The sequence below is a fragment of the uncultured Rhodococcus sp. genome, assembly GCF_963525155.1.
In the GTDB taxonomy this organism is placed as follows: Bacteria; Actinomycetota; Actinomycetes; order Mycobacteriales; family Mycobacteriaceae; genus Rhodococcus_F; species Rhodococcus_F qingshengii.
In genome coordinates, this window is the sequence record NZ_CAURKP010000001.1 from 34,294 (window position 1) to 58,789 (window position 24,496).

23 protein-coding genes are annotated in these 24,496 nt (G+C 61.5%); 9 read left to right on the forward strand and 14 right to left on the reverse strand.

Annotation, left to right across the window (positions count from 1 at the left end; translation table 11 throughout):
- The first annotated feature begins 145 nt into the window (after positions 1-145).
- Positions 146-2,101, forward strand: a complete 1,956-nt coding sequence (locus tag RWT78_RS00185) for an AarF/UbiB family protein (RefSeq protein ID WP_314672990.1) — start codon at positions 146-148, stop codon at positions 2,099-2,101.
- A gap of 389 nt (positions 2,102-2,490) precedes the next feature.
- Here the strand turns inward: RWT78_RS00185 and RWT78_RS29165 are convergent, their stop codons facing one another.
- From RWT78_RS29165 to RWT78_RS00205, 4 genes are all read right to left on the reverse strand, one after another.
- Positions 2,491-2,847 (reverse strand): hypothetical protein, encoded by a 357-nt coding sequence (locus tag RWT78_RS29165; RefSeq protein ID WP_378504361.1) that lies wholly within the window; start codon positions 2,845-2,847, stop codon positions 2,491-2,493.
- A gap of 38 nt (positions 2,848-2,885) precedes the next feature.
- The gene (locus tag RWT78_RS00195; RefSeq protein WP_003939785.1) at positions 2,886-3,170 is read right to left on the reverse strand and encodes a hypothetical protein; all 285 of its coding nucleotides are present in this window, start codon (positions 3,168-3,170) and stop codon (positions 2,886-2,888) included.
- A gap of 127 nt (positions 3,171-3,297) precedes the next feature.
- Positions 3,298-4,905, reverse strand: coding sequence for an AMP-binding protein (locus RWT78_RS00200; RefSeq protein ID WP_314672997.1), 1,608 nt, complete (start codon positions 4,903-4,905; stop codon positions 3,298-3,300).
- Between the two features lie 103 nt (positions 4,906-5,008).
- Positions 5,009-5,200: a hypothetical protein gene (locus tag RWT78_RS00205; protein ID WP_042447067.1), complete on the reverse strand. Its 192-nt coding sequence runs from the start codon at positions 5,198-5,200 to the stop codon at positions 5,009-5,011.
- A 25-nt stretch (positions 5,201-5,225) separates the two neighbouring features.
- Here RWT78_RS00205 and RWT78_RS00210 point away from each other — a divergent pair, with 25 nt between their 5' ends.
- A complete protein-coding gene (locus RWT78_RS00210) occupies positions 5,226-5,741 on the forward strand; it encodes a CGNR zinc finger domain-containing protein (RefSeq protein ID WP_003940315.1) in 516 nt (171 codons plus the stop codon).
- A 10-nt stretch (positions 5,742-5,751) separates the two neighbouring features.
- On the opposite strand, the gene RWT78_RS00215 is transcribed toward RWT78_RS00210, so the two are convergent.
- The 3 genes from RWT78_RS00215 to RWT78_RS00225 all read right to left on the reverse strand — a co-directional run bounded on the left by RWT78_RS00215 (position 5,752) and on the right by RWT78_RS00225 (position 8,322).
- The gene (locus RWT78_RS00215) at positions 5,752-6,384 is read right to left on the reverse strand and encodes a hypothetical protein (RefSeq protein ID WP_042447070.1); all 633 of its coding nucleotides are present in this window, start codon (positions 6,382-6,384) and stop codon (positions 5,752-5,754) included.
- Between the two features lie 87 nt (positions 6,385-6,471).
- On the reverse strand, positions 6,472-7,008 hold the full coding sequence (locus RWT78_RS00220; RefSeq protein ID WP_007729952.1) for a hypothetical protein: 537 nt from the start codon (positions 7,006-7,008) through the stop codon (positions 6,472-6,474).
- 150 nt (positions 7,009-7,158) lie between these two features.
- Positions 7,159-8,322, reverse strand: a complete 1,164-nt coding sequence (locus RWT78_RS00225) for an LLM class flavin-dependent oxidoreductase (protein WP_003940457.1) — start codon at positions 8,320-8,322, stop codon at positions 7,159-7,161.
- A 157-nt stretch (positions 8,323-8,479) separates the two neighbouring features.
- On the opposite strand from RWT78_RS00225, the gene RWT78_RS00230 reads away from it, so the two are divergent.
- The 3 genes from RWT78_RS00230 (at position 8,480) to RWT78_RS00240 (ending at position 12,270) form a co-directional block, all read left to right on the forward strand.
- Positions 8,480-9,811, forward strand: coding sequence for an MFS transporter (locus RWT78_RS00230; RefSeq protein ID WP_064444197.1), 1,332 nt, complete (start codon positions 8,480-8,482; stop codon positions 9,809-9,811).
- Between the two features lie 141 nt (positions 9,812-9,952).
- Positions 9,953-10,618: a TetR/AcrR family transcriptional regulator gene (locus RWT78_RS00235; RefSeq protein ID WP_007729937.1), complete on the forward strand. Its 666-nt coding sequence runs from the start codon at positions 9,953-9,955 to the stop codon at positions 10,616-10,618.
- Complete coding sequence (locus tag RWT78_RS00240; protein WP_314673014.1) at positions 10,615-12,270, forward strand: FAD-binding dehydrogenase; 1,656 nt, start codon at positions 10,615-10,617, stop codon at positions 12,268-12,270. Before RWT78_RS00235 ends, RWT78_RS00240 begins: the two co-directional genes overlap by 4 nt.
- Positions 12,271-12,278: 8 nt before the next feature.
- Here the strand turns inward: RWT78_RS00240 and RWT78_RS00245 are convergent, their stop codons facing one another.
- Positions 12,279-12,416, reverse strand: a complete 138-nt coding sequence (locus tag RWT78_RS00245) for a hypothetical protein (RefSeq protein ID WP_153211511.1) — start codon at positions 12,414-12,416, stop codon at positions 12,279-12,281.
- 47 nt (positions 12,417-12,463) lie between these two features.
- Positions 12,464-14,830 (reverse strand): arylsulfatase, encoded by a 2,367-nt coding sequence (locus tag RWT78_RS00250; protein ID WP_007729931.1) that lies wholly within the window; start codon positions 14,828-14,830, stop codon positions 12,464-12,466.
- A gap of 117 nt (positions 14,831-14,947) precedes the next feature.
- On the opposite strand from RWT78_RS00250, the gene RWT78_RS00255 reads away from it, so the two are divergent.
- On the forward strand, positions 14,948-16,159 hold the full coding sequence (locus RWT78_RS00255) for a DUF2254 family protein (RefSeq protein WP_314673021.1): 1,212 nt from the start codon (positions 14,948-14,950) through the stop codon (positions 16,157-16,159).
- 94 nt (positions 16,160-16,253) lie between these two features.
- On the forward strand, positions 16,254-18,086 hold the full coding sequence (locus RWT78_RS00260) for an APC family permease (RefSeq protein ID WP_314673184.1): 1,833 nt from the start codon (positions 16,254-16,256) through the stop codon (positions 18,084-18,086).
- Positions 18,087-18,094: 8 nt separating this feature from the next.
- Here the strand turns inward: RWT78_RS00260 and RWT78_RS00265 are convergent, their stop codons facing one another.
- Together RWT78_RS00265 and RWT78_RS00270 are read right to left on the reverse strand one after the other, a co-directional pair.
- Positions 18,095-19,168 carry a VIT1/CCC1 family protein gene (locus RWT78_RS00265; RefSeq protein WP_007729922.1) on the reverse strand — a complete coding sequence of 358 codons (1,074 nt, stop codon included), beginning with the start codon at positions 19,166-19,168 and terminating at the stop codon, positions 18,095-18,097.
- A 25-nt stretch (positions 19,169-19,193) separates the two neighbouring features.
- On the reverse strand, positions 19,194-20,039 hold the full coding sequence (locus RWT78_RS00270; RefSeq protein WP_003939910.1) for an alpha/beta hydrolase: 846 nt from the start codon (positions 20,037-20,039) through the stop codon (positions 19,194-19,196).
- A gap of 190 nt (positions 20,040-20,229) precedes the next feature.
- Here RWT78_RS00270 and RWT78_RS00275 point away from each other — a divergent pair, with 190 nt between their 5' ends.
- Positions 20,230-20,871, forward strand: coding sequence for a DUF4232 domain-containing protein (locus tag RWT78_RS00275; RefSeq protein WP_314673030.1), 642 nt, complete (start codon positions 20,230-20,232; stop codon positions 20,869-20,871).
- A 1-nt stretch (position 20,872) separates the two neighbouring features.
- On the opposite strand, the gene RWT78_RS00280 is transcribed toward RWT78_RS00275, so the two are convergent.
- The 3 genes from RWT78_RS00280 to RWT78_RS00290 are packed head-to-tail and all read right to left on the reverse strand — an operon-like array spanning position 20,873 to position 23,222.
- Positions 20,873-21,943, reverse strand: a complete 1,071-nt coding sequence (locus RWT78_RS00280; RefSeq protein WP_314673033.1) for an ABC transporter permease — start codon at positions 21,941-21,943, stop codon at positions 20,873-20,875.
- Positions 21,940-22,809, reverse strand: coding sequence for an ABC transporter ATP-binding protein (locus tag RWT78_RS00285; protein WP_314673034.1), 870 nt, complete (start codon positions 22,807-22,809; stop codon positions 21,940-21,942). The genes RWT78_RS00280 and RWT78_RS00285 overlap by 4 nt, the downstream gene beginning before the upstream one ends.
- Positions 22,806-23,222, reverse strand: a complete 417-nt coding sequence (locus RWT78_RS00290; RefSeq protein WP_003939899.1) for a GntR family transcriptional regulator — start codon at positions 23,220-23,222, stop codon at positions 22,806-22,808. The genes RWT78_RS00285 and RWT78_RS00290 overlap by 4 nt, the downstream gene beginning before the upstream one ends.
- Before the next feature lie 308 nt (positions 23,223-23,530).
- Here RWT78_RS00290 and RWT78_RS00295 point away from each other — a divergent pair, with 308 nt between their 5' ends.
- The gene (locus RWT78_RS00295) at positions 23,531-24,490 is read left to right on the forward strand and encodes an ABC transporter substrate-binding protein (protein ID WP_054827054.1); all 960 of its coding nucleotides are present in this window, start codon (positions 23,531-23,533) and stop codon (positions 24,488-24,490) included.
- Positions 24,491-24,496 lie beyond the last annotated feature (6 nt).

Here is a 24,496-nt window from a genome sequence, read left to right on the forward strand (position 1 = left end):
GACGAGTCTACATCGGAGCGAATGAACAACGAAGTACCCAAGCATGTTCGACGCTTGGGCACTGTCGGGCTTGTTTCCCGTCAGTCGGGGTGGGCTCGGGGTTTTCCTGGATGTATCGCAGATTGCGAACCCGTACGCTATCGCAATGGACTTGATGGTCTGGATCGTCACGACGCCATTTCTTGCAGCAGCACTGGCGGGCGTGATGCGACGAACGCTGGGGACGAGGGTCGGATGGCCACGAACACTTCTGGTCGCGGTGATAGCGCTCTCGGTGGGTGTCCCCCTGTCTGGCTACGCCGCGACATTCGCAGGAATTGCCAGCCAGGACGATCAACTTCTGGTGAGCGTAGGAACAGCGCTCATATTCTTCGGAGTTGTCGCGCTCTGGGTGTTCGCAGCATGCCTGGCCGCATTGGTTTTCCTCGAAGTTGTCCTTCCAACAGGGTCCATCCCCGGACCGCCAGAAGCATTGCAGCGCAGCCGCAAATCGTGGCGACGAACCAAGCGATACGTCCAGATCATGGGCATCGTCGTGCGAGCGGGAGGCGGGCCGGCTCTCCGTGCTGGGCCATCAGCGCCTCAGTTCGGGGATACACTGGTGGAAGTAATCAACCGGTGCGGTGTGACTTTCGTCAAGTTGGGACAGATCCTCGGCACGCGAGACGACCTCATACCACCCGAGTTGGCTCGCACTCTCTCGTCTCTGCAAAGTTCGGCACGACCGGCTGATCCAGTCCGCATTGCGGAGCTACTGGCATCGGAACTCGGCGACGCACCAGAGTCGGTGTTCGCATGGTTCGATGTGGAGCCGTTCGCCGCCGCCTCTGTCGCACAGGTACATTCCGCGCACACGGTTGAAGGCGTCGACGTTGTGGTGAAGGTTCAACGCCCCGAGGCGAGCGCACAAGTGAGCGTGGATTGCGATATCTTCCTTCGCGTGTCATCCCGCGCGGAGACCCGTTTTCCCTGGGCACGCGATATCGGCGTTCACCGACTCGCCGGGGGCCTCGTCACGTCACTGCTCGAGGAACTCGACTACCGCACCGAAGCAGCGAATACCGGCGCGATTGCTTCCACCATGTCGAACCGCCCGGATATCGTCGTTCCGCATATCTACCCCAACCTCAGTAGCGGACGGGTGCTCGTGATGGAACGTCTTCACGGCACACCGCTCTCCGGCGGTGAGTCGGCGCTCACCGGCCTCGACCGCGACACCCGCAGCAGCATCGCCAACGAACTTCTTGCGTCGTTGCTCGACGGGATCTTTGTCCACGGCGTGTTTCACGCGGACCTGCACCCCGGCAACATCATGATCCTCGATGACGGCCGGGTCGGGCTCCTCGACTTCGGCGCAGTAGGGGTTCTGGACGGCGAGACACGGATCTTGTTCGCCGTGCTCCTCAACGCTGCCCTCGCAGGTGATCCGGTGGCGACAGTCGACGCGATGCTGATGGCATTCGACGTACCGCCCGAAGTGGATCGCGGAGCACTACGTCACCAGGTGGGCCGAGAGATCACCCTGCTCAGTGTCCAACCCAATGTTTCCATGGCATCGTTCGCGCGAATGTTCACCGTGCTTCGAGAACACCGAATCGGAGTGCCGGGAGACGTCGCCGCCGCTTTCCGTTCGCTCGCGTCTTTGGAGCGCGCCCTCCGGCTCCTGGATCCGCAGATCGACCTCGTCGCTGCTGTTCGGGCCGAAGTACCCCGACTGTTGACCCAGGTCGCCAGCCCGACTGCAGCCGCGCAGGCAATCCTGTCGACGACGGCGGTCACAACCGCGGTGGTCCGGCGCCTGCCTGGTCAGCTCGACCAGATCGCGACCTCGATCGCCTCGGGAAGCTTCACACTTCGCACTCGCTCGGTCGCACACCCCGACGACAGGCGATGGCTACGACGGTCGGCGAACAACGCCCTGGGTATGGCGGCAGGAGTGACCGCGCTGATTGTCGCGGCGATCCTTCTGTTCGTACCTGGCGGACCACAACTCACACCTCAGCTGTCGGCCTACGCACTCGCGAGTGCGGTACTGGGCTTCGTCGGCGTCGTTCTGTGCATGCGGACCGTGTTCCGTTTGTTCACACTCGACAACCGGTAACCAGTAACTGATGTTCATCGCTTGATCTCGATGTCGTCGAAGTCGAGCGCCAGGAGCGTCGGCCGCGAGGGAACGCGGCCGCCTGGGCCTCTCGGGAGCACACGTCGTCGAGTGGGAAAGGTGAGACCGTCGAACTCGCGATGCTGGTCGCAGTAGAGAGCAGCTTTCGCCCAGCTGCCTACCGGTTCGGCGACGAAGTCGTGACGGCGGATGAGGCCACCGTTGTCGACATAGAAGGTCTGCTGCCGGCAATGGGTGTCGATTTCTGGCGCAAATGTGGCTTGTAGTCGTCGCCATTGCTGCCCGGATTCCTGCCAAGGTTCGGCTTCGGTGACAGTGATGTCGTCGCGGGCGAGCAGCAGCGGTGCGTTCAGATAGTTCCAAAAGGCTTAGCCGGCAAAGTAAGCGGTGTCGAGCGCGTCCCAGTGGAGGTTGCGCCGGACTCCACTCAACCCGAAAAACTCTGGACGTGGGTCGGTTCGACTCCCGAGTTCTTCGCCGTCACGAGCTTCGATCCGCACGACGCCCTTGTCGAACACAGCGCACTCGCCGACACGCGGAAAGTCTTGGAGGACAGTGCGTTGCTCGGCGACTTCAACCTCGACCGTGAACTTCGCCAGCTTGTTGCCGGGGAAGCGCTGAGGCAGCAGACCGCCCAAACGTCCCCGTGCCGTGATCGCTGAAACAGACTGCCAACGTTCGACTCCGCCATGTGCGGTGAGGACTTCATCGAGTAGTTCGGTCATATGTCGACGCTCTCCGTCCCCTGACGGAACTGTGGAAATCAGCGATCAGACGGACGCGTAGTTGTAGTTGCGTTCCTCCCGCGGTACCACTGCCACCCCGCGGTGATGATGACAGCGCCGGCAAGGGACCCGAGGATGCCGCTCGGGCGCAATGATAATCCGTCGCCTGCAATCAAACTCACGAGCAATCCGCCGACCAGCGAACCACCGATTCCCGCGATGAACGCGAAGGTCCAGTCCACTCGTGCGGTCGTTTTCCCCAGAATCAGCTGGGCTCCCGCTCCGATGACGATCCCGAACAGGAGTATTCCGATGATGAGCATGAGACAAGGCCCTTTCGTGGAGTGACGACGCAAGGCGCGAACGACTTACTCTGCACCATCTTTCCGGTATGTCTCTTATGTCGTGGTGAAATCCGTGTGAAAGGTCGTCGTCGCCCAATCCACGTTGCTAGGTCGATGCCAGTGTCGTCGCCCAGCGGTAGTCCGCCTTACCAGCCGGGGTTCGCTTGACTTCATCGACCAGCACGATCGTGCGCGGCACCTTGTAGCCGGCCAACGTCTTGCGGCAATGTTCCTGTACCGCTTCGAGAGTCAACTCGTCGGATCCGGGGTAGGTCGCGATCACCGCTGCGACCTGCTGCCCCATACGCGGGTCGGGCGCGGGGACAACGAGTGCGTCCGATATTGCCGGATGCGCGTGAAGGGCGGCCTCGACCTCTTCGGCGAAGACCTTCTCGCCACCGGTGTTGATGCACTGCGAGCCACGACCCAGGAAGACAATAGTGCCGTCCGCTTCGACCTTGCCCATGTCGCCGAGCACCGAAAGGCGGGTGCCGTCGGCGCGGGTCGGAAACGTGCGGGCGGTCTTCTCTTCGTCCTTGTAGTACCCGAGCGGGACGTTTCCGATACGCGCGATGTAGCCCACGTCGTCGGAGCCGGCGGGGATCTCTTCGAGCCGCTCGTCGACCAGGATCATGTTCGGCGAGGGCGGCATTCGCAGATTCCCCGCCTCGTCGATGGAGAAGGCGCCGTCGTTACCGGACTCGGAGGCTCCGAAGTTGTCCCGCAGCAGCAGGTCCGGCTTCACCGCCAGCATGCGGTCTCGAACGCTGGTGGACCAGATCGCACCACCCGACGTGATCGAGAAGAGACTGCTGAAATCGACCTCGTCTTTGCGTCGTTCCATCTCGTCGACCAACGGCAATCCCATGCCGTCACCGACGATCAAGATCACCTGTACCGAATCCTTCTCGATCGCTTCGACGACCTTCTCCGCAACGAATTCTCGTCGTAGTACCACGCGCGCGCCGAGGGTGAGGAACGTGAACAGCGAATACAACGCTGCGCCGTGCATGAGGGGGGCGGCAATGAGGAACGAGAGTTCCGGAAATTCCTTTGCAGCGCTGGCTATCTCGGCGAGGTCCTGTCGAGCTTCCTCGCCGTACGGATTTCCGCCGGAGAGCGGCTTACGGAAGAAGTCGTCGTGACGCCACATGACACCCTTCGGGTATCCGGTCGTCCCGCCGGTGTAGAGGAGGTACACGTCGTCGCCCGAACGAGAATCGAACTCCCCTACCGGTGACATCTCGCGAGCGTCGTCGAAGGAAATCACCGACACTTCATGGACTTTCGCGGCAGCGACCAGTTCGGCCTCGACCTCGCCGATCACGATCACCGTCTTCACCTTCGGGCATGCACCGAAAAGGGAAGCAAGGACACGCTGATGCTCGGGGAGTTCCACGACCACTGCGACCGAGTCGGAGTTGGTGAAGATGTACTCGAGCTCGGCGGGCGTGTACCGGTAGTTCACGTTGATCGGGACCGCACGGATCTTGATCAACCCGAGGATCGACGTGACATGTTCGACGCTGTTCTTCAGGAACAGGGCTACATGATCGCCGCGCGAGATGCCGGCTTGCGCGAGCAGGTTGGCCGTTCGATTGGCTTCCGCGTCCAGCTCAGCGTAGGAGAAGTTCTCTCCCTCGTAAGTCAAGGCGACGCGATCAGGCACCGAGCTGGCGACGGTTTCGAATACATCAGCGAGGTTGAACTGCATCGTCTTCCCTTTCAGAGTCTGCGCCGCGATACCGAGGCATACAACCCTGAATCTAGAACACGTTCCATGTCACCCGAGGCAAAACGGAGCGATTAGCTGACCATTACCTGGACCTGACCTTGATCGGCGCAGCGACGGCCGAGCCCGTACCGCCCGACACCCATTCGGCGAGCAAGGTCTGCCACGACCCGCAATGGCAGCGCAGGTAGGTGACCGTCCCCTCGCTGGTCCGATGCCGAGATTCGATCTCCCAGCGGTGGATGCAACTTATCGGCGCGAAATCTGTTTTCTTCATACGACGAGCATGATGTAATGGCATTGTGCATCTCAACCCTTACGGCGAATATGCGGTGACGCTGGCCGCCGACCTGGCCAATCGAAATCCCGAGACCTTGGCCGAACTCGTCGAACGCTGCGTCGATGCAGGCATCATTCTCGATTTCCCCATCGCCGAGAAGGACCTCGACGAGACCCTCGACCTTCTGATCGAGTGGTCGAAAATCGTCGACGTCACGGAGGAGGCAGCCCGCGCCGAGTTGGTGAACGTCATGCTCGAGCAAGCGTCGGCGTATCCGCGCATGACCAACCACGCCAACGACGGGTGGCATCTGCACTACCGCGATCCGCAACAGTCGCTCGCCGAGGTCCTCAAGGCCCTCTTCTCGGTAGGCACGGCGCTGCACCTCGTCGGCCGCGGAATGCACAGATTAGGTCGGTGCACCCTGGACGAGTGCACCAACATCTATGCGGACACCTCACGCAACGGCAATCAGCGGTACTGCTCCCCCACGTGTGCGAATCGCGACGCGGTGCGGCGTCATCGTGCACGCAAGTGAGCTGCACCTACTACGACGTCGGACCCACTACCTCGAAATCCGAGCCACCTTGGTACTCGAACTGAAAGCTACCGCCGCTGCTTCCCGAGCTGATCCGATTCCATGCGTCGATCAAGTCCTGGACCGTGTTGTATCCCAGGTCCTCCAAAGAACCTGAGAGACTTCCAGTTCCGGCGCCCTCGAACCAGCCGCCGACCACAACGGCCTGCGGAATCGCGATAGTGGGGTTGGTCGGATCGAGCAGTCGAACGCACGCTCCCGCAACGGCGTACACCCCGGCCGGCAGATTGCCGACGGTCCGCGTGATCGTCTGCCCAGGCGAAACGGCAAACAGATCGAGGATGTTGCTGACGGTCGGATACACCAACACGCCGGGCTGGAGCAGCTTTGCCGGATCGCGGATCACGTCGGGGACATCCCTGGCGTTGAGGATCGCCACTGTGCAGTTGATGAAGCTGAACCGCGGGTTCGGATTGGTGATGGTGAAGGTGATCGCATTGTCCGCTGCGCTCACCGACACCGGAGGCGGGAGAATCGCCGGTGATGCCGACGCCGACGCCGGAGTCATGACAACCAGTCCCACGACGGCGGCCGACGCCGCGACAATGCTTCCGAGAACGCGTTTGAATCCACGACTTCGCATTTCCGAACCTCCAGGCAAGTCGGTCAGATCACCAGATGCCTGAAGAATAGACCGCTCAGTCGGAAAATTGGGGAGACAGACGGTGAGCTACCCGAAAAGTCCTTCGAGGCTGCCGCTGCCGAACAGGTCGCTCAGGCTTCCGGTATTGATGCCGCTGAACGGTCCACCGATGACAACGAGGCTCGGCACGCCAGGAACAGGCTTACCCAACGTCTCCAGATCGAGAAGATCGGAGCAGGCACCGAGCACGGCGTAGGTTCCGTCCGGAACATCGGTCACGGTGTTGGTGACCGTCTGCCCCTTACCGACGGCGAACAGTGAGGACGGGTCGGTGATCTTGGGGTACACCACAAGGTTCGGATCGAGCAGCTTGAGCGGATCATCAAGCACGGCAGCAGAATCCGCGGCGTTGACGACAAACGCCTGGCACAACGGGGCAATGCCCGTGTTGTTGTTCGTGATCGTCAGTGCCAGATCGTTTCCGGTCACCTTGTACGAGACGACCGGTGGGACCACCTCGGCCGACGCAGTTGCAGGATTGACCATCGCGACGCCTGCCGCGGTTGCAGCGGCGACTGCCACGGTTCCCACGACGCGACGTACTCCACTCGTGCCCAGCTTCATCGAGGATCCTTTCGTACTGCGCCTTGAGTTCGGCAACAGTGCGCAGCCTAGATCGGATCTACTGACCGAATTGCGTGAATAGTCCCGGAGGGAGGCCGTGCCCGAAAGATCGGGACAAACGTCCCCTTCTCGAAGAGCTCGCTGTTCGACTCAGTTCCCACTGGAGACGAAGGGCGTTCGCACCGGTCCGCCGACCGAACCGTGCGGTGCTACCAATCCACGCTTTTCGAGGATCGGACGCACACCCTCACCGAACTGATACGCCTCTTCGAGATGGGGATAGCCCGACAATACGAAGTGATCCAGGCCGATCGCCGCGTACTCGGCAATCCGATCAGCCACTTCTTGGTGCGAACCGACCAATGCGGTGCCTGCACCCCCTCGCACCAATCCGACGCCGGTCCACAGGTTCGGCGCAATCTCCAGCGACCTCGCTCCGACGCCCTCCTTGTAAGCCGAACCGCCGCCGTGCAATTCGAGCATTCGACGCTGACCTTCGGAGCCGGATCGCGCAAGACTCGCCTGAGCCTGCTCGACGGTCGCCGGATCGAGCGCACTGAGCAGCCGATCCGCTTCTGCCCATGCCTGTTCCGAGGTGTCCCGGCTGATGACATGCAGACGGATTCCGTAGTCGAGGTGACGACCTTGGACTTCCGCGAGGTCGCGGATCCAGGCGATCTTGGCGGCAACAGCGGACGGCGTCTCACCCCAGGTGAGATACGTATCCGCGTAACGCGATGCGACGGTTCCGGCCGCCGGCGACGATCCGCCGAAGAAGATGGGCGGTACCGGATCCGGAATACGCTGCAGCGTAGCCTTTTCCACGTTGACGTACTCGCCGGAGAAATCAACCGGACCGTTACCGGACCACAACTGGCGGATCACGTCGAGGAACTCGCCGCATCGTGCGTACCGTTGGTTCTTGTCGAGGAAGTCACCGAACGTGCGCTGCTCGTGGTCCTCCCCGCCGGTCACGACGTTGAGCAGCAGACGACCGCCCGACTGCCATTGGAAGGTTGCGGCCATCTGGGCGGCCAGCGTCGGGCTGAGCAATCCCGGTCGCAGAGCAACCAGAAACTTGAGCGTCTCGGTGGTCTCGAGCATCATCGCAGTCGTCAGCCATGCGTCTTCGCACCACGCGCCGGTCGGCGTGAGGACGGCCTCGAAGCCGTTCGTCTCGGCGGCCGCGCCGATCTGATTGAGGTATTTCAGCGTCGCCGGACGATCACCGGACATCGAGCTGCCGTGCCCACCCGCCATCAGATTCCGGGAATCACCGTAAGTAGGCAAGAACCAGTGGAAGCGCAGTGACACGGTGATTCCTTTCGTCGACGAACAGGCAGAACTCTTCTGTCATTACAACCACAGTCCACCTCGAAGAACAGGGTTGAAATCACCCTGATCGCTACGGGTGCCCACTTTCGGCTCCGGCGATACCTTCGTGAATTTGCACCGCGACCCGGGGGCTCCGATGACCACGTTTGCCGAAGTCGAGCACAATTCACCGTTCTCGAACGAGACCGACGACGAGCGGCGATCCAGACTGAGAACCGTCGTCGCCGCGAGCCTGCTCGGCACGACGGTCGAGTGGTACGACTTCTTCCTCTACGCGACGGCCGCGAGCCTCGTCTTCAACCAACTGTTCTTCCCCAACCAGAGTTCCTTTGTCGGGACCATGCTTTCTTTTGCGACCTTCGCGGTCGGCTTTCTCGTTCGCCCCATCGGCGGAGTGGTGTTCGGTCACATCGGCGATCGCATCGGGCGCAAGAAAACGCTTGCCCTCACGATGTTCATCATGGGTATCGCGACGGCGCTCATGGGTGTCCTTCCGACCGCAGCTCAAATCGGGGTCGTTGCACCGATTCTGCTTCTGCTGCTTCGTATCCTGCAGGGATTTGCTCTCGGTGGTGAGTGGGCCGGAGCCGTTCTTCTGGCGGTCGAACACAGTCCGGAGAAGAAGCGCGGGCTGTTCGGCAGCATCCCGCAGATCGGACTGGCTCTCGGCTTGGCTTTGGGCACAGGAATGTTCGCACTACTTCAAACGGTCTTCGACGACGAACAGTTTCTCCGTTTCGGCTGGCGCATAGCCTTTGTTCTGAGCTTGGTACTCGTGATCGTGGGGTTGGTGGTCCGTTTGAAGGTCGACGAGACGCCGGCATTTCAGGCCGTTCGCGACCTCGAACAGCGCTCATCCGCCCCGCTCAGGGAAGTCTTTCAAGGAAGAGTCGCGCGAAACACCGTACTGGGCATGCTGTCTCGCTGGGGCGAGGGCGCCGCGTTCAACACCTGGGGCGTCTTTGCAATCACGTATGCAACCAAGACTCTGCATTTCGAAAAGGTTCCGGTACTTCTTGTGGTCACCGTGGCCGCAGTAGTGATGGCGATCTTGCTGCCGTTTTCCGGTTCACTCGCTGATCGGTTCGGCCCGCAACGGGTCTACATCGTGGGCATCGCCGCGTACGGCCTCGCGATCTTCCCCGCCTTCGCACTGTTCGGTACCGAGAATCTCCTGCTCTTCGGAGTCGCGATGGTCGTGGTCTTCGGAGTGATTCATGCCTTGTTCTACGGCGCCCAGGGAACGCTGTATGCGAGCCTCTACCCCACAGAAATCCGGTACACCGGGTTGTCGGTCGTCTACCAGTTCTCTGGTATCTACGCCTCCGGCGTCACACCTCTGATCCTTACTGCACTGATCGGCGCCACCGGCGGTTCACCGTGGCTGGCCTGTGGATATCTGGTGGCCACCTCGGCGATCAGCGTCGTCGCCACTGCGGCGATCAGGAAGCGTGATCTGCATCTGTAGCGATCACATCTGAATATTCACCTCTCTTGCACATTTACTAGATATGCATAGAAATACCTGCGAAGAAGAACAGATCGAGATACGCCTGCGCATCGGATACATCGGTGTATCGTTTGGGGTCCCACCCTGACGGAGGCGCCGATGACGACTGGAACGGACAACTCTCCGGCCAAGCGTGTCACCAAACGCCGTGGTCAGACCCGGCAGCGCCTGCTCGACGCGGCTGCAGATGTCTTCTCCGAATCCGGGTTCGGGCACGCCACGGTCGAGCAGATCTGCGAACGCGCCGGATACTCCCGAGGCGCGTTCTACTCCAACTTCGATTCACTCGACGAATTGTTCTTCGCGATGTGGGAGCAGCGATCCGCAGCAATGCTCGCCGATCTGCGGTTGGCGACGGAGTCGATCACCGCCGGTAACACCGTCGACATCCATGCCGCTGTCGCCCGGATCGTGGCGGTGGTTCCGGTCGACCCGCAGTGGTACCGGATCAACGCGGAATTCACAGCCCACGCGCTCCGTAACCCGGCACTTCGCAAAGCCCTTGCCGACCGTGAAGACGCGATCCTTCGCACCCTGTTGCCCATCGTGGAGTCCGCACTCAGCGACGTCGGGCGAACAATCGTCGGCGACCCGACGGCGTTGGGACGGGCATTGGTCGCAGTGCACGACGGCACCAGCGTGCAGTGCCTCGTCGATACCGACACCAACGCCGCCTTTGCACTGCGCCGCGATATCTTCACTCGAATTCTGCTGTCCTACAGCGAAATAATCCAGAACAACCAATCGGAAGAGGAGTTGTCGTGAGCGAACAAGCTGACGTCATCGTTGTCGGGGCAGGGCTGGCGGGACTGGTCGCCACCTACGAACTGACGCGCGCGGGCCGCAAAGTCCTTGTCGTGGAACAGGAGAACGCTGCCAACCTCGGCGCGCAGGCATTTTGGTCTCTCGGCGGACTCTTCCTCGTGAACAGCCCCGAACAACGCCGACTCGGCATCAAGGACTCCCTCGAGTTGGCGATGCAGGACTGGATGGGCACAGCGGGATTCGACCGCGACCGCGAAGATCACTGGCCGCGTCAGTGGGCCAAGGCGTACGTCGAGTTCGCGGCCGGCGACAAGCGTCAGTACCTGCACGATCTGGGGCTTCGCCTGATGCCGAATGTCGGCTGGGCCGAACGTGGCCGCGGAATGGCTCTTGGACACGGCAATTCGGTACCGCGCTTCCACCTCACCTGGGGCACCGGACCTGGCGTCGTCGATGTCTTTCTGACCAAAGTGATCGCCGCTCAGAAGCGTGGACTGGTCACGTTCAAGCACCGCCACCAAGTCGATCAACTCGTCGTCACCGATGGTGCGGTCACTGGTGTACGCGGAACCGTCCTCGAACCTTCCAGTGATCTGCGCGGCGTGAAGAGCTCGCGCACCCCCATCGGCGAATTCGAGTTCGCCGCACAGGCCGTCGTGGTCACCTCCGGTGGAATCGGCGGCAACTACGAACTGGTGAAGAAGAACTGGCCCGAGCGACTCGGCAAGGCACCCACGCACATGCTGACGGGAGTACCGGCGCACGTCGACGGGCGCATGCTCGAAATCACCGAATCCGCGGGCGGAAACATCGTGAACCGCGACCGCATGTGGCACTACACCGAAGGCATCCAGAACTGGAATCCCATCTGGCCGAACCACGGAATCCGAATCATTCCCGGACCGTCCTCGATGTGGTTCGACGCCACCGGCAAGCGTCTGCCGGTCCCCAACTTCCCGGGCTTCGACACGATGGGAACCTTCAAGTACATCCTGGACAGCGGCCACGAGTACACGTGGTTCATCCTCGACCAGAAGATCATCGAGAAGGAGTTCGCACTCTCGGGATCGGAACAGAACCCGGACTTCACCAACCGCGACTTCAAGCTCCTCCTCGAACGAATCAAGAAGGGCGCGCCGGGACCGGTCGAGGCGTTCAAGCAGAAGGGCGCGGACTTCGTGGTGCGCAACAACCTTCGTGATCTGGTCGACGGCATGAACGCCCTCACTGACGAACCGCTCCTCGACTACGAGGACATCGAGCGCGAGATGATCGCCCGCGACCGCGAAGTCGACAACAAGTACAGCAAGGACTTCCAGGTCACCGCCATCCACGGTGCCCGTAATCTGTTGGCAGACAAGATCGTGCGCGTCGTTGCACCGCACAAGATCCTGGACCCCAAGAACGGCCCACTGATCGCGGTCCGGTTGCACCTACTCACACGCAAGACCCTCGGCGGCTTGGAAACCAACCTGGATTCGCAGGTCATCAAAGCCGACGGCAGTGTCTTCGACGGTCTGTACGCAGCCGGTGAAGTCGCGGGCTTCGGCGGCGGCGGAGTCCACGGTTACAGCGCACTCGAGGGGACCTTCCTCGGCGGCTGCATCTTCTCGGGCCGCGCAGCCGGACGAGCATTGGCGCGCGACCTGTAGCTCCGAAATCAGGCGAGCGAATGCGTGACCAGAATGTGGTGGGCACGCATTCGCCGCGCCTCGTGCACGGATTGATGGTGGTGATGGTGCGTCGGCCCGCGCGCGTGGCGGACCAGATCGTGAACAGTTCGGATGACCGTCGGCATTACGACCCTCCCTCAGGAGATTGTGACTGCTGCTCTTGCCTGTGGAATCACTGTCTGGACACCGCCACTCGCGCCACCTCCTCCGGATCGATGAGGTGGGTATGGTCGTCGTCACCGACATCGATCTGCACGACGTCGATACGTGCGTTGAATGTGGTTGCGCCACTGTAATCAACACTGACAGGCATGCCGTAGTCATCCCCGATGTCGGTGGTCTCGTCCGCGGAGAAGACCATCGGTTGCGTCTGCTCGACGCGACCTGAGCCCACTTCGCGACCGTCGTGATAGATCGTGACCCCACCGCCTCTCGCGAGACCACCTCCGTCGTAAGTGAACTCAGCTCTGATCTGGTGTGATCCTGCCGGAATGTCAACGTCGGAAGCGATGACGAACTCGGTCATGCCCAATAGGTTGTAGACGAATTTGGCGCGGCCTTCCCGCGCGTAAAGTGCCCAGCCACCAAATCTGCCTCCCTGCGCGATCATCACACCGTTGGCAGTAATGCCATCCGCGACGTCGACTGCTGCTGTGACACTGAATGATCGGTTCTTGATACTCAGCACGCTGTGCTCGCTCAGCCGTTTCATTCCGGGAAACAGAACCTGTCGATTCCCGGACACCAACTGCGGACGCCCCGCGATGTGAGGGTTGAACCTCTCGAATCTTCGGTCGTCGATCGGAAGCACGTTGTACTTGACCGCTTCGATCAACCACAAGCGTTGCAGTGCAGCGAGTTTCTCCGGCATCTCGGCCGCCAAGTCTTTGGACTGCGTCCAATCCTGAGACCCGTCGTAGAGCTCCCACACGTCGTCGTCGAGTGCGGGGAGTGCCTCCGCGAACAGCCACGGAGTGCTGTGTCTGGTGACCGCACTCCAACCCTTGTAATAGATTCCACGGTTGCCGGCCATCTCGAAGTACTGCAGATCGTGACGTTCGGCGACTTCGGCGTCGTCGAAGGTGTAGACCATGCTGGTCCCCTCGATGGGTGATTGCTGGACGCCGTTGACGAAGGTCGGTTCCGGCAGTTTCGCGACCTCGAGGATCGTCGGTGCGACGTCGATGACGTGGGTGAATTGCGACCGCGTCTCACCCTTGGTCCGAATCCCTGCAGGCCAGTGCACGATCGTCCCGTTGCGAGTGCCACCCCAATGCGACGCAACCTGTTTCGTCCACTGGTACGGGGTACACATTGCCCACGCCCACCCCACGGAATAGTGGTTGTATGCGTCCTTGGTACCGAATTTGTCTTTCACTTCCGCCATGAACTCGGGCGTCTCGATGGCGGCGAGTCCGTTGAAGTTGGCCATCTCGTTGAAAGCGCCGTTGATCGTCCCCTCTGCGGACGCTCCGTTGTCTCCGATGATGTAGTACACGAGGGTGTTGTCGAGAGCTCCGAGTTCTTCGATCGCATCGACAAGCCGGCCGACATGGAAATCGGTGTGTTCGAGAAATCCTGCATAGACTTCCATTTGGCGTTCGAGGACGGGCTTCATCTCCTCACTCATGTCCTCCCACGCCGGAATGGCCTCGGGACGCGGGGTGAGGACCGCATCCGCGGGAACGACTCCCCGCTGCTTCTGCTGCTCGAGAATCGATTCGCGTTGAGCGTCCCAACCTCCTGCGAACCGGCCCTCGTACTTGTCGGCCCACTCCTTCGGAACATGGTGCGGTGCATGTGTGGCGCCGGGTGCAAAGTAGACGAAGAACGGCTTGTCCGGAGCCAATGACTTCTGCATCCGAACCCAGTCGATCGCGTGATCGGCAAGGTCCTCGGTGAGGTGGTAACCCTCCTCCGGTGTCTTGTCCGGCTCGACAGGCGCGACGCCCTCGTACAGCGCCGGGTAATACTGGTTGTTCTCCCCGCCGATGAATCCGTAGAAATGCTCGAATCCGCCTTCTCCCGTCGGCCACGACGTGAACGGACCCACCGGGGATGTTTGCCACGGCGGAACCTCGTGACACTTGCCGAACTGCGCCGTCGAGTATCCGTTGAGTTTCAACGTCATCGGCAGTGCGGCTTTGGTATTCGGCCGCAGGCCGGAAAGACCAGGAGCCGAGGTAGCGGTTTCGGTGATCGATCCCATGCCGACCGAATGATGGTTGCGCCCGCTCAGAAGAGCGGCGCGGGTCGGAGCACACAGTGCCGTCGTGTGAAACCGCGTGTACGTGAGCCCGTTACTTTGCAATCGCTCAGCAGTCGGTGTGTCCGCTGGTCCTCCGAAGGCACTGCTCGCGCCATATCCCACGTCGTCCAACAGGACCACCAGAACATTGGGTGCGCCGGCCGGCGGTAGTAGCGGAGTGATCGGCGGAAACTCGGTGTCCGGATCCTTCGCGTCGTACGTCACCAGACCAAGATGTTGTCGATCCGGAATCGGTAGTACGGCGCGGCTCTGGTCTGTCGGATCCGTCATGACGTCTCGCCTTCTGTCTCTCACATGGCTCTTTCAAGCGTTTCAGGATCACGACGACGTCGACATCATCCGTTTCGGGTGAAGGCGCACCATTGCCGCAGCGTGGAGGCTTGAAGTGTGGATCAGCCCGGACGTTTCGCTCCCACCCCGATCGGGCATGCCTTCCTCGTCCCCCGGCGCCGTGTACGTGCAGGCCTGACCCAGATCCTGTGCGTCGTCGTGGGACTGGCTGCCGGACTGGGGATGCCGTATGTCCGGAGCGGCCCGATGATTCCCGCCCGTCAGGTCAGCGAGATGCTCGTTGCCCTCGGACTGGGGCTATTGGGTGTAGTGGCAGTGATCTTCTCGCTGCTGTTCCTCGTCGTCCAATGGGCCGCGACCACCTTCACCCCTCGCTTGTTGTTGTTCCGCGACGACCCCATCGTGTGGCGGACATTTGCCTTCGCGATAGGCCAGTCGGTTTTCGACATCACGGCGGCGCTCGCCATCAGCAACGAAACGGATGTGTCCGTGGTTGTGCCAAGTCTCGCAGTGCTGGCGCTCTTGGCCACGCTGACGCTGATCAGGCTGCTCCAGCTGCGCGCATTCTCGGCCATCCAGTTGGCTCCGGTACTGACCACGATCTCGAGTCGTGGCCGAGCAGTCTTCGCCGCCGTGTACCCCACCACTGATCTGGAGTTGCCTCCTCTACCAACACTTCCGGTGATCACGACAATCGAGTGGCATCGACCGCCGGCCGTTCTGCAGCAGATCCTCGTCGAAGATCTGCTGCAGAACGCTCGGAACTGCCGATCCATGGTGGTCCTCCGAGTGTCGCCGGGTAGCACGCTGCGAGACGGATTGCCGCTCGCCGACGTCTACGGCGGACCCATGCCCGCCAACACGATCCTTGACGCCTTGGTCAGTGGGAGTGAGCGGACCTTCACCCAGGACCCCCTACTCGCGATTCGGTTGTTGGCTGACATCGCGCTCAGAGCGCTCTCACCCGCTATCAACGATCCTGCGACGGCCGTGCAGGCTCTGGACGAGATCGAGGACCTCCTCTCTCTGGTGACCTCCGTACGCGCAGATTCGATCCGGGCCGTCGACGAGCATGGTGATCTGCGTGTGGTGATTCCACTGCCCGACTTCACGAGCTTCGTCAGAACCGGACTGGACGACGTCATAGCCTCGGCATCGAACTCGCCACTCGTTCTGGGCCGACTTCGCGACCTACTTTCGCACGTCGCCGCCCAATCGGAGTCTCGGAACCGCGATATTCTCGCCACGCGCGCTCGCTGGATTGATCAGCTGTCACAAGGCTTCCCGCGACTCGAACCCCCGTTGTGAACCCGTACAGATTTGCAGGCCATCGCGTCAAAGCATCGTCAAGATCAGTCTCAGAGCTACGGGAAATGACGATACTGACTCGGTGAGACATGCAGTGATACTCGGACACCGTGGAGTCATATCGTCGACCATCCGCGCCGGCGGCGAACCTGAGAAGCAAAAGCTCTCCGTCGCAACCGGACTGGCGGGTCTGTCGCTCGACGCGATGGCCTCGGTGTCGTACGGTCCAGAGGCCATCGTGTTGGTGTTGGCCCTCGCAGGCGGCGCGGGGATCGGCTTCACCGTGCCGGTGACGATCGCCATCGCAGTGCTGCTTGCAGTCCTGGTGGCGTCGTACCGCCAAGTGATCGCCGCATTTCCCGAAGGCGGTGGCGCCTACGCCGTCGCAAAGAAGCATCTGAGCCCGCGGGCAAGTTTGACCGCCGCCGCGTCGTTGATCGTCGACTACACCCTCAACGTCGCGGTATCGATCGCAGCCGGTGTCGCGGCTCTGACCTCCGCCTTCCCTGCGCTTCTTCCCTACACGGTCTGGATCGCACTGGCGATACTCGGCGGCATCACGGCACTGAATCTGCGGGGCATCGCAGATTCCGCGCGGGTATTCATGTTGCCCACCGTGGTTTTTGTCGTCAGCATCTTCACGGTGATCGGTGCCGGACTACTTCGGGAAAACCCTGCCGCCGCCACGGCTCCCTTCCTCGCCGACAACGCACACACGATCGGCATTCTCCTTCTGCTCAAGGCATTTTCGAGTGGTTGCGCCGCATTGACCGGAGTCGAAGCCATCGCCAATGCGGTACCCAGTTTCAAGAAGCCTCGCGTGCGTAGCGCTCAGCGTGCCGAAGTAGCTCTGGGAATCCTGTTGGGCACCATGCTGATCGGCCTTGCGGTGTTGATCGAAAAGTTCTCACTGGCCCCAGTCCCCGGAACAACGGTCCTGTCGCAACTCACTTCCGCTGCCCTCGGAAATGGTGTGGGCTACTACGTCGTCCAATTCTCCACCGTGATTCTGTTGGCGTTGGCCGCGAACACCTCGTACGGCGGACTTCCGAACCTGATGCGGATCCTCGCCGACGACAACGTGCTCCCGCACCGCTTCAGCCGGAAGTCGACGCGCGACGTCTTCACGTACGGCGTCTTGTCGCTCGGAGGCGTCGGTGCTCTCCTGCTCATCGGATCCGGCGGAAACATGAACACCTTGGTGCCGCTGTTCGCCATCGGTGTGTTCATCGGATTCACGCTCGCGCAGTTCGGCATGGTGCGCCACTGGCTCGCCGAACGAACACCGGGCTGGAAGTGGCGATTGGCGCTCAACGGTTTCGGGGCTGCGTTGACTTCGATCGCAGCAGTGGTGACTACCGCCATGAAGTTCACCGAGGGCGCCTGGCTGATCGCTCTCGCGCTCCCTGCGCTCGTCCTCGGCATGGAACGCATCCGCGGTGCGTACACACATATCGGTACGCGGTTAACCGTTCAGGGTGAGAACGATTCTCTGTCCATCGGATACAAACCAGCGGTCCTAGTACCGGTGTCCGAAATTACGTCGCTCTCCACCCGCGCGATGGCCGCGGCAACGGCGATGTCGTCACAGCCCATCGCAATTCGAGTCTGCCTGGCCCACGAATCGACGACGGACTTCACACGCCGATGGCAAGCCCGACATCCGAATTCGCGTTTGATCGTCATCGAGGACACCGAGAATTCCGTGGGGAACACCCTCGCCCGATACATCCGCACACACTTCCCCCACCGAGAGACCTTTGTTGTCGTCGCCACCATCGACCCGGCGACCAGATGGCACCGGTTCCTCCCGAGCCAACGGACCGATGAGATCGCTCATGCACTGCGCAAACACACCGAGGCCGTGGTGTGCCAGATTCCGGTTCGGATCGATCCGGCTCACCGCGATCCCGCCCTACGCGCGTAAGCCGACGCTCAGAGCGAAGTCCCGAACAACATGCCGAGCAGATACGTCGCGCCGGCAGCGCCGTAGCCGATCGCAAGTTGGCGTAGCGCCCGCTTGAATGGCGGCCCGCCCGAGAGCAACCCGACCACAACGCCCGTCGTCAGCAACGCGATCCCCACGAGAACAGATGCGACGATCAGAGCCGTCATGCCTTCCAGGCCGAACAGATACGGCAGCACCGGAATGATTGCGCCCGAGGCGAAGAAGCAGAAACTTGCCGCCGCTGCGCCCAACCCGGTTCCGACAGCTTCATGGTCGTCGACAACGTCGGCGGCGCCGAAGGTGCTGTTCGCGAGGACCTCGGCGGCGCGCTGATCCGCTTCCTCGGCGGACATGCCGCGGGCCCGGTAGACCAGGGCCAATTCGTTCGCGTCGACGTCGAGCAGTCCGACAGCTTCGCTGGCAGCCGGACCAGGATTGGACGCTTCCAACAACTCTCGCTGCGAGCGGACTGAAACGTACTCGCCGGCGCCCATCGACAGGGCGCCGGCCAGAAGCCCGGCCATGCCGGTGATCAGAACGATCTGATTGGAGACGCCGCTACCGCTGATGCCGAGCACGAGAGCGAGATTGCTGACGAGGCCGTCGTTGGCTCCGAAGACGGCGGCACGAAACGTCCCCGAAAGTCTGTTCCGACCCCGAGTGGCCAAGGCCCGCACCACTTCTTCGTGGATCTTCTCGTCCGCGCCCATCGATGCAGTCGCGTCGGCGTCGTTGGGATACGGGGATCGCGTCTCCGCGCGCTGTGCAAGAGCGAGCACGAAGACGGAGCCGAAGCGCCTGGCCAGAAAGCCCAGTATCCGAGTGCGGATATCGCCGCGAAGTGGTTTGCCGACGTGATCGCCGAGTAGCGCTCGCCAGTGCGCCTCGTGTCGCCCCTCCGCGTCGGCCAGTGCGAGAAGGATTTCGCGCTCCTCGCCGCTGCGCCTACTCGCGAGGTCTCGGTAGACGGCGGCCTCGGCTTGTTCGTCGGCGAGGTATCGTCTCCAGCGCTTGACATCTCGCGGGTCTGGATCGGGTCGTGCGGCCGGAACTGTGGACATCGTGTTCCCCTTTCCGGTGAGGCGGTCACGCTTCTAGTACGCGGTCCATCCACGTCGTCAGATCGTTGATGACGTCGTCGCGGTTGGTCTCGTTGAAGATCTCGTGTCTGGCACCCGGATAGGTGTAGTAGGTGACGTCTTCGATCCCCGCCGAGTTGTACCGTTCGACTGCGACGTCGGTACGGCTCAGCGCGGCGTTGAGAGGATCCGAGGTGCCGACGAAGACCAGGATCGGAAGGTCTTGTCGCACGCCCTCGACGTCGACGAACCTCGGTCCCGCTGCGATAAGTCCACCCATGCCGGCGTCGTCCAGGCTGAAACCGCACAGCGGATCGTTGATGTACAAATCCACCTGCGCTTCGTCACGGCTGAGCCAGTCGTGCGGAGTACGGGCCGGTTCGAATTCCGCATTGAACTGGGCGAGGACGTCCGGGCCGTCGTTGACGAGGCTCTCGATCAGTTGATCGACCGCGGTGGTCCCCGACAGTGCGACGGCGTCGATCAGGTGCGAATGATCGAGGATGTACTGCTGCGAAGCGAACGAACCGAGGCTGTGGCTGAGCAGTACGACGGGCAGGCCGGGGTGTTTGTCGCGGATGATGCCCGTGAGGGTCACCATGTCTGCCACCAAGCGGTTCCAGCCGTCGTCGCCGATGTTGCCTGGGCCGGCGTGCATGCTCTCACCGTGGCCGCGGTGGTCCGCCGCGTAGACGTGGAAACCGCGAGCATTCAGGGCTTCGGCAACGTGTGCGTAGCGTTTTGCGTGCTCACCCATACCGTGCGCGAGTTGAACAACCCCTCGAGGTTCCTGCTCGGTGGGCCATTCGTGGACATGAATGACCACTCCGTCGTCGCTGGTGAAGGTGAACATGCGCTACTCCCGGTGGTCGCGATCCGGACAGGTCATTTCTCATGCTAGATCCGCAACGGCAATCCATCCGGGAAGTAGGTCCTGATCACCGGCGAGCCTGATTCGTTTCTGCACATCCGGCTTCAAACTCGGATATACCGGACACGGATGTTCGGAAACAGTTGTCGACCAGCCTGAGGAGTACAGAGCGATGAATTCGAACCGCATGCGCAACGTCGGCTTGTTGGCGGCTCCACTTGCTGCTCTCGCCCTTCTCAGCGGTTGCGGCTCGGATGAAACGGGAACGGCCGAGAGTTCACCGGCACCCGCCTCAACGACTACCGCCTCTGCGCCGACGACCCAGACCGGCACCGCTTCACCTTCGACGACCCATACCGACCACACCCAAACGACAACCTCGACGGCACCCAATCCCGAAGGTTGCACGATCGGGGAACTGAACGTCACCCTCGGCGAGTCGAGTGGCGCCGCCGGTTCTGTGGAGCTTCCGGTGGTCTTCACCAACACGGGCAGCCGCACGTGCACGCTCGACGGTTTCCCCGGCGTCTCCTATGTCACGGGAGCATCCGGAAGCGAAGTGGGTGCTGCAGCCGGCCGCTCCGGATCCGGTTCACTCGTCTCCCTTGCCCCTGGCTCTGCCGCAACGTCTTTGGTGCGAGCTACGAACGTCGAGAACTACCCGGCAGATCAGTGCGGTGTGACCGACGTTGCGGGACTGAAGGTTTACCCGCCCAACAGCTACGACTCGGTCTTCCTCGCCTACCCCACCAAGGGTTGCTCGATGACCGGCGCAAACATCAATCAGCTGACGGTCGCGCCGGTCGCCCGCTGAATCACGGCTTGAGGCGTCGTAGACCCCAGAGCGCCGGCAGGAGGAACAATCCCGAAAGGATCAGGACGAGTGCAGCTTCCGTGAACTGGAAACGCCAGAACCGATCAGCTGAGTGGTAGCGAACTTCGTAGTGGTCGACCCCGTGCTGCCGCAAACAGATCTCCATCTCTCTGTTCTGCTGCGCTGAGAGCACATCCATGCGGAGGCTGTACTCGGCGCCGGTCTCCTCCGGGCGCTGGTCGTACGGGTCCTCATCGCCTGATCCACCCCACATGCACTCGTCGTATCCGATGTCGACCCAGTTACCTCGGAGGTCGACATATCCCTGCGCGAGTTCCCAATTGACCGCGGGGATACTGGTATCGCTCGAATAGTAGGAACTGAATCCGGCGACGGGTGATGTTCGGACACTCGGCTCGGCGTAATCGGGTCGTGCAACCAACTGAAATCCTGCCAGGATCGCAACAACACCGACCATCGTGATCGCCATTGCGCCGATCGAACTGCGCACCAGCAAAGCCAGTGCTGCTCCGAGCAAGAGTGACATGGATGTGTACGCACCCAAGACCAGTCCGCTGGATTGAAAGAGTGGATACGACAGGTTCGATATCTCGACGAAAGTCGAACGCCCGGCAACAAATCCATACCGGGAGTTGTCCGGGAGGGATCGAGCCCATTGCAATGCAAATCCGAGCAATGCGGACGCCACAGAAATCGGCAGGAAGACGATCAACACACGGGTCCAGAACCACCGAGTCCGACTGACCGATTGAGTAAGCCCCAGTACGTGTGTTCCTTGTTCGACATCCCGCGAAAACACGGTTACCCCGATCAACACGCCGAGGAACACCGGCAGAGCAGTAGCAACCACTGTCGTCAGGGTGAGAGCCGTCTCTGCCGTGCAGATCGCGGTGATGTCGTCGAAGCAACTGAGTGGCGATCCGAAGCGTTGGGTTTGTCCGCTGCTCTTGATGATCGCACCACTCGACAAGACAATGACTGCTAGTGCCGCGATGAATCCCAATGACACAATGAGCGATGTCCGGTGGTGCCGCCACGTAACCCAGATCATGCCGCCACCATCGTTTCTGCGCTCAGGTGCCCGAGCACCACGTCGTCGAGAGTTGCGTCGTCGATCACCCAGCCGGCCCGAGGGCTCGGACGGACTCCCTCCACCACATGAGAATTCGACCGCATCCCCTTGTCGGTATGAATGACCGCACCGGCGCCGACCACGTCCGAGGGGTCGCCGTCCCCGATCAATACGTAATGGGCAGAGATCAATTCATCCAACGGACCGGACAATCTCGCGTTTCCGCCGCCCAGCAGAAGAAGTCGATCCGAGACGTCTGCCAATTCGGAAACGATGTGTGACGACAACAGAACTGTGGTGCCGTACTCGGCAACGTCTTCGAGCAGAGTGGTCGCCACAGACCGCCGCGCCACGGGATCGAGATCTGCCAGAGGCTCGTCGAGTAGAAGCAACTGCGGTCTGCGTCCGAGCACCAAAGCCAGTGCAACCCTGGTTCGTTGACCTGGTGACAGAGTCTTCGCCTTTGCATCGAGAGCAATCCCAGCGCGCTCCACCAGATCCAGAGCGTACTTCGCATCCCACTCGTCGTTGGTATATGCGCCGAATCGAAGAAGTTCTGCAACAGTGAATTTGGGATACAGCGGCTTGTGCTGAGCGAGGTACGACAGGCCTGGGCAGATGCCGTCCTGATCCGGCGTGCTGCCCAGGACGGAGATCGAACCGTGGTCAGGCATCGTCAACCCGACCGCCAAGGACATCAGTGTGGACTTACCGGCGCCGTTCACCCCGACCAGGGCAGTGATGCTTCCTGTTGCGATCTCGAATGTGCAGGCGTCGAGCACCTTCTTCTTGCCGAAGCGCTTGTCCACGTCCTGCATTGTCAGTGCCGATTCTTGCGCAGTCATGATGTCTCCCCCTGCTTTCCGGACGGATCCGTTTCGATGAACGTCTTCTCGAGTTCCAAACTCACCAGTGCTTCGATGTCCGTGCGCTCGAGTCCAGCGGCCACGGCATCTGCCACCCAACGCGCCAACTCGCGCCGTAGCGCAGAGCTTTCCGCCATACCGGGCTTGGCAAGGGACTTGACGACGAACGTGCCCAATCCGGGCCGCGGAGCAACAAGTCCGTCGCGCTCGAGTTCCTTGTAGGCCTTCAGGACTGTGTTCGGGTTGATCGCGAGCGCTCCCACGACGTCCTTGGCTGTGGGCAGCCGATCCCCGACTTGGAGATCACCGAGCCTGAGCGCCTGCTTCACCTGAAGGACCAATTGCACGTAAGTGGGAATGCCGGATCGGCGGTCGATACGGAAGTCGATCATCCGAACCCTTTCACTAGTTCATTAGTGGAATAGATATTTACCCTGCCTTGACCTCCCGGGTCAAGCCAGACGACCCCTGTAAAGTGCAGATGCCCCGGTTCACCGGGGTGCCACGCTGCTCGTGTGAAGTTCGGTGAAACCCCGGCACTGTCGACGCAACTGTGAATTCGCCCGTCACTACTCGAGGCGAACGAGTCAGGTCACCGGCCTCGTGGCGACACGATGGTTCTCGGACGAAGGACCGCTCGTGGCGCTTCGCCTCGCGGCCGCGCTGCTCGCGACCCTTCACCACTAGCGGAGGGGTGGCTGTGAGTACTCGGCCGACACGTAAATTCAGATCTGTACTTGCAGCACTGACGGTGAGCACCGCACTGCTTGCCGGTGCGTGCAGTAGCTCGACGTCCGATGCACCCGCAACCACAGCCGCCTCGGACGGCTCGTTCCCGGTGACTGTTGTTTCCGGTCCCACGGATTCCGGCACGGACATCAGCATCGAGTCACGCCCTCAGTCGATCGTGTCACTCAGTCCCAGCGCCACCGAGACCCTGTGGGCAGTCGGCGCGGGCGATCAGGTGAAGGCCGTCGACAATCAGTCCGACTACCCGGCCGGTATCCCGGTCACCGATCTCTCGGGCTTTCAACCGAACGTCGAAGCCATCCTCGGCTACGCACCGGATCTGGTGATCGCATCGGATGACATGAACGATCTTGTCTCCGGACTGCAAAAGGCGAAGGTGCCGACACTCCTACTACCGGCAGCGACGAGCATCGACGACGTCTACGCCCAGATCGAGCGCGTCGCGAAGGCCACCGGCCACGAGGACAAGGGCACCGAAGTTGTCGACACCATGCGCTCGGACATCGACGCCGCTGTCGCCAGTGTTCCTGCGCGCCAACAGCCGCTGACGTACTTCCACGAACTCGACTCCTCGCTCTACACCGTCACGAGTTCGAGCTTCGTCGGGCAGATCTACTCGCTGTTCGGAATGAAGAGCATCGCCGACGCCGCGGGGCAGGGTGACTATCCGCAGTTGTCCGCCGAATTCGTGGTACAGGCCAATCCCGATCTCATCTTTCTCGCAGACTCCCAATGCTGTGGAGTGACAGCAGAATCCGTCGCCGCTCGACCCGGGTGGAGCGGCATGAAAGCGGTTACCGGCAACCAGATCCATGTGCTCGACGAAGACCTCTCCAGCCGGTGGGGACCTCGTGTCGCCGATCAGGTGAAGGCCGTCGCGGCCATCGTTGCCCAAGTTCCCGCGGCCTGAGCACTC

What these genes read in the sequence shown, in the direction of transcription:
- RWT78_RS29165 (WP_378504361.1), bottom strand. Translation starts at nt 2,847, where the DNA reads ATGACCGAACTACTCGATGAAGTCCTCACCGCACATGGCGGAGTCGAA.
- RWT78_RS00270 (WP_003939910.1), bottom strand. Translation starts at nt 20,039, where the DNA reads ATGTTCACCTTCACCAGCGACGACGGAGTGGTCATTCATGTCCACGAA.
- RWT78_RS00205 (WP_042447067.1), bottom strand. Translation starts at nt 5,200, where the DNA reads ATGAAGAAAACAGATTTCGCGCCGATAAGTTGCATCCACCGCTGGGAG.
- RWT78_RS00235 (WP_007729937.1), top strand. Translation starts at nt 9,953, where the DNA reads ATGACGACTGGAACGGACAACTCTCCGGCCAAGCGTGTCACCAAACGC.
- RWT78_RS00275 (WP_314673030.1), top strand. Translation starts at nt 20,230, where the DNA reads ATGAATTCGAACCGCATGCGCAACGTCGGCTTGTTGGCGGCTCCACTT.
- RWT78_RS00200 (WP_314672997.1), bottom strand. Translation starts at nt 4,905, where the DNA reads ATGCAGTTCAACCTCGCTGATGTATTCGAAACCGTCGCCAGCTCGGTG.
- RWT78_RS00245 (WP_153211511.1), bottom strand. Translation starts at nt 12,416, where the DNA reads ATGCCGACGGTCATCCGAACTGTTCACGATCTGGTCCGCCACGCGCGC.
- RWT78_RS00185 (WP_314672990.1), top strand. Translation starts at nt 146, where the DNA reads ATGGACTTGATGGTCTGGATCGTCACGACGCCATTTCTTGCAGCAGCA.
- RWT78_RS00230 (WP_064444197.1), top strand. Translation starts at nt 8,480, where the DNA reads ATGACCACGTTTGCCGAAGTCGAGCACAATTCACCGTTCTCGAACGAG.
- RWT78_RS00265 (WP_007729922.1), bottom strand. Translation starts at nt 19,168, where the DNA reads ATGTCCACAGTTCCGGCCGCACGACCCGATCCAGACCCGCGAGATGTC.
- RWT78_RS00195 (WP_003939785.1), bottom strand. Translation starts at nt 3,170, where the DNA reads ATGCTCATCATCGGAATACTCCTGTTCGGGATCGTCATCGGAGCGGGA.
- RWT78_RS00290 (WP_003939899.1), bottom strand. Translation starts at nt 23,222, where the DNA reads ATGATCGACTTCCGTATCGACCGCCGATCCGGCATTCCCACTTACGTG.
- RWT78_RS00220 (WP_007729952.1), bottom strand. Translation starts at nt 7,008, where the DNA reads ATGAAGCTGGGCACGAGTGGAGTACGTCGCGTCGTGGGAACCGTGGCA.
- RWT78_RS00285 (WP_314673034.1), bottom strand. Translation starts at nt 22,809, where the DNA reads ATGACTGCGCAAGAATCGGCACTGACAATGCAGGACGTGGACAAGCGC.
- RWT78_RS00215 (WP_042447070.1), bottom strand. Translation starts at nt 6,384, where the DNA reads ATGCGAAGTCGTGGATTCAAACGCGTTCTCGGAAGCATTGTCGCGGCG.
- RWT78_RS00250 (WP_007729931.1), bottom strand. Translation starts at nt 14,830, where the DNA reads ATGACGGATCCGACAGACCAGAGCCGCGCCGTACTACCGATTCCGGAT.
- RWT78_RS00280 (WP_314673033.1), bottom strand. Translation starts at nt 21,943, where the DNA reads ATGATCTGGGTTACGTGGCGGCACCACCGGACATCGCTCATTGTGTCA.